Here is a 2,107-nt window from a genome sequence, read left to right as displayed (position 1 = left end):
GGCGGTGAGGTCGATCGGGGTGGCGGTGTCATAAGCGACGCTGGCGCTCTTGGCGGCCACGCTTGGGGCGGCAGGCGTGGCGACGGTGAGCGTGACGGTGGCTGCGGCGGAGGTTCCGCCAGGCCCCGTGGCGGTATAGCCAAAGCTGTCGCTGCCATAATAGCCGCTGGTCGGGGTATAGGTGATGACATCGCCAGCCACGCTGGTGGTGCCGTGCGCAGGGGCTGAGCTGACGGTGAGGCTGCTATGCACACCGCTGACCGAGGCGGTCAGGTCGATCGGGGTGGCGGTGTTATAGCCAACGCTGGCGCTCTTGGCGGCAACGCTCGGCGCAGCAGGCGTGGCGACGGTGAGCGTAACGGTGGCGGCGGCCGAGGTTCCGCCAGGCCCCGTGGCGGTATAGCCAAAGCTGTCGCTGCCATAATAGCCGCTGGTCGGGGTGTAGGTGATGATATCGCCCGCGATGCTGGTGGTGCCGTGCGCGGGCGCGGTGCTGACGGTGAGGCTGCTATGCACACCGCTGACCGAGGCGGTGAGGTCGATCGGGGTGGCGGTGTTGTAGCCAACGCTGGCGCTCTTGGCGGCCACGCTTGGGGCGGCAGGCGTGGCGACGGTCAGTGTGACGGTGGCGGCCGCTGAGGTGCCGCCCGGCCCGGTGGCGGTATAGGCGAAGCTATCGCTGCCATAATAGCCGCTGGTCGGGGTGTAGGTGATCACGTCGCCAGCAATGCTGGTGGTACCGTGTGCGGGCGCGGTGCTGACGGTGAGGCTGCTATGCACGCCGCTGACCGACGCGGTGAGGTCGATCGGGGTGGCGGTGTCATAAGCGACGCTGGCGCTCTTCGCGGCAACGCTCGGCGCAGCAGGCGTCGCGACGGTGAGCGTGACGGTGGCGGCGGCGGAGGTGCCGCCGGGCCCCGTGGCGGTATAGGCGAAGCTGTCGCTGCCATAATAGCCGGTGGTCGGGGTGTAGGTGACGACATCGCCAGCCACGCTGGTGGTGCCATGCGCAGGGGCGGTGCTGACGGTGAGGCTGCTATGCACGCCGCTGACCGAGGCGGTGAGATCGATCGGCGTCGCGGTGTTATAGCCAACGCTGGCGCTCTTGGCGGCCACGCTCGGCGCAGCAGGCGTGGCGACGGTGAGCGTGACGGTGGCAGCGGCCGAGGTTCCGCCGGGCCCCGTGGCGGTATAGCCGAAGCTGTCGCTGCCATAATAGCCGCTGGTCGGGGTGTAGGTGATGACGTCGCCCGCGATGCTGGTGGTGCCGTGCGCAGGGGCTGAGCTGACGCTGAGGCTGCTATGCACGCCGCTGACCGAAGCGGTGAGGTCGATCGGGGTGGCGGTATTGTACGCAACGCTGGCGCTCTTGGCGGCAACGGTTGGGGCGGCAGGCGTGGCGACGGTCAGTGTGACGGTGGCAGCCGCCGAGGTGCCGCCAGGCCCGGTGGCGGTATAGGCGAAGCTGTCGCTGCCATAATAGCCGGTGGTGGGGGTATAGGTGATGACATCGCCAGCCACGCTGGTGGTGCCGTGCGCGGGGGCTGTACTGACGGTGAGGCTGCTATGCACACCGCTGACCGAGGCGGTGAGGTCGATCGGGGTTGCGGTGTTGTACGCAACGCTCGCGCTCTTGGCGGCAACGGTTGGGGCGGTAGGCGTGGCGACGGTGAGCGTGACGGTGGCAGCGGCCGAGGTGCCGCCGGGCCCGGTGGCGGTATAGGCAAAGCTGTCGCTGCCATAATAGCCGCTGGTCGGGGTGTAGGTGATGATATCGCCAGCCACGCTGGTGGTGCCATGCGCAGGGGCCGTGCTGACGGTGAGGCTGCTATGCACGCCGCTGACCGAGGCGGTGAGGTCGATCGGGGTGGCGGTGTTATAGCCAACGCTGGCGCTCTTCGCGGTGACGGTGGGAGCCCCGATATAGCTGAACTGGTCGGCGGCCGAGGTCGCGCTGGTGCCGCCGGTAGTGGTAACGCGCACGTCGACGGTGCCAGTGCCTGCAGGGGCGGTCGCGGTGATGCTGGTCGCGCTGTTGACGGTGAAGCTGGCGGCGGCGGTCGCGCCGAAGGTCACTGCGGTCGCGCCGGTAAAGCCAGTGCCGGTA

At 68.8% G+C, this 2,107-nt stretch carries 1 protein-coding gene; it reads right to left on the bottom strand.

Translation table 11 applies throughout. The features are described 5' to 3' along the window. Positions 1-2,107, bottom strand: a 2,107-nt coding sequence (locus EJC47_RS21150) for a beta strand repeat-containing protein (protein WP_185867751.1), incomplete at both ends; no start/stop codon positions are given.

It is taken from the genome of Sphingomonas sp. TF3 (assembly GCF_003985085.1).
GTDB lineage: Bacteria > Pseudomonadota > Alphaproteobacteria > Sphingomonadales > Sphingomonadaceae > Sphingomonas.
The sequence above is the reverse complement of the archived record's forward strand: the minus strand, read 5'-3'. Positions and strand labels throughout refer to the sequence as shown.